3 protein-coding genes are annotated in these 1,767 nt (G+C 72.4%); 1 reads left to right on the plus strand and 2 read right to left on the minus strand.

Translation table 11 applies throughout. The annotated features are described in order from the left end of the window. Positions 1 to 44: 44 nt before the first annotated feature. A complete protein-coding gene (locus tag VOI19_RS19030) occupies positions 45 to 362 on the plus strand; it encodes a PH domain-containing protein (protein WP_323794499.1) in 318 nt (105 codons plus the stop codon). On the opposite strand, the gene VOI19_RS19035 is transcribed toward VOI19_RS19030, so the two are convergent. Then, the gene (locus VOI19_RS19035; protein ID WP_323794500.1) at positions 321 to 1,295 is read right to left on the minus strand and encodes an aldose 1-epimerase family protein; all 975 of its coding nucleotides are present in this window, start codon (positions 1,293 to 1,295) and stop codon (positions 321 to 323) included. The genes VOI19_RS19030 and VOI19_RS19035 overlap by 42 nt on opposite strands. Before the next feature lie 5 nt (positions 1,296 to 1,300). Continuing rightward, positions 1,301 to 1,767 (minus strand): 4-amino-4-deoxy-L-arabinose transferase (locus VOI19_RS19040; RefSeq protein WP_323794501.1); only part of this gene is annotated, 467 nt, incomplete at its 5' end.

The following is a 1,767-nucleotide window of genomic DNA, read 5'->3' on the forward strand; positions in this document are numbered from 1 at the left end:
GCAAAGTGTGATCCGCAATCACCAGCGCAATGACGCGCGCGTCGGTGACGCCCTTCCAGCGTGGCACCGTCATCGTCCTCTTCGGGCTCGGCTTCGCCAGCCTCTACGCCCTGATCCGCTCCAAGGTGCAGGCGTTCCCCGACCGCCTGGTGGTCGTCAACGGCTACCGCCGCCACACCTACGAGTGGGCCGAGATCGTGGCGTTCCGGATGAGTCCCGGGGCGCCGTGGGTCACCTTCGACCTGGCTGATGGCACGAGCGCCTCCGCGATCGGCATCCAGGGCTCGGACGGCGCCCGCGCCAAGCGGGCGCTGCGTGAGCTACGCCTGCTCCTCGACAGCGCGCACACCCCAGGCGACTGACACCTCGTCGCCCGGCTCGCCGGCCGGGGCGAGGGTGATCAGGTCCTGACCGCTGCGGAACGCGTCGGCGTTCGCGGTCATCGGCTCGACGGCCAGGGAGCGTCGCGCGGTTGCGGGCACGTCGTCGGCGCTGTAGAGCTGGAGCCAGCGGTGCTGGGCGTCGACCCACAGCTCGACCTCGTGTCCGGTCGCGGGGTCCCGCAGGGAGGTCGTCGCCACGCCGTGCTCGTCGTGGACGAGGTCGGTGAAGGCGTCGTTGAGCGCGAGGTCACCGATGGTGCGCCGCTCCCGGAAGTCGTACGGCGTCCCGGCGACGCCTTCGCTCGACACCGGCAGGAGCCGGTCGTCGGCGATCGACCGGGTGCGGGCCGGCAGGGACAGCTCCCACGAGTCGATCGGCCCGTCGCCGACCGTCAGGTAGGGGTGGGCGCCGCTGGCGTAGGGCGCGGGGGAGTCGGAGAGGTTCGTGGCGGTCTGCGTGACGGTCAGCCCGTCGGCAGAGAGGTCGTAGAGCACGTGCAGGTCGACCAGCCAGGGATAGCCCGACTGCGCCATCAGGCGGTACTGGAGCGAGACCGAGTGGGCGGTGTGCTCCTCCACGGTCCAGGCCGCCCAGCGCGCCAGGCCGTGGGAGGCGTTGTGGCGCTCCGGCTCGGTGAGCGCCAGCTGGTGCTCCTGCCCGCCGAAGGTGTAGCGCCCGTCGCGGATCCGGTTGGGCCACGGCATGAGCAGCTGGCCTCGTCCGCCCGACGACGTCGCGTCGACGGCGAACCCGTCGACGAGGTCTCGGCCCGAGTAGGACAGGGAGCGCAGGGCGCCGCCGCTCTCGGTGATGACGGCCTCGTAGCCGCCGCCGGAGAGGGCGAACTGCTCGCCGCTGGGCGAGACGCGCGTCCCGAGGTCGTCAGGGGAGGCCCCGGGCATGGTGGACATGGGCGTCAGACAACCACGTCGGCCCGCTCCCGCGTCTGCTCGTCCACGAAGTGCGCACGCTCCTGCACCATCCACCTCTCCCAGTGGGGGCGTGCCGCCTCGCCGTCGCGCACCAGCCCGCGGCGCAGGCGGAGGTCGTCGTCGACCTCGACCCACACGAGGGTCGTGCAGAGCGCCGCGTGCCGCCGTGCTCCCGATCCGACGCCCTCGACGACGAGCAGCGGCGTGGTCGGCACCCGCACCCAGTCGGAGAACCGCTCGGCATGCCAGTCGTAGCGCTCGTAGCGACCCGGTTCGTCGCGTGAGAGGGGGAGGAGGAGCGGGTCGAGGCGCTCGTTCACGCCACTCAGTCCGCCCCAGCCGTCGAGCAGGTCGTCGAGGTGCACGACGGTGGCGTCCGGCACGAGGCTCGCCAGCGCCGCAGCCAGGGTCGTCTTGCCCGAGCCGGCCGGTCCGTCGACGCAGACGAGCC

Origin of the sequence: Nocardioides sp., from assembly GCF_034670285.1 — a bacterium.
In the GTDB taxonomy this organism is placed as follows: domain Bacteria; phylum Actinomycetota; class Actinomycetes; order Propionibacteriales; family Nocardioidaceae; genus Nocardioides.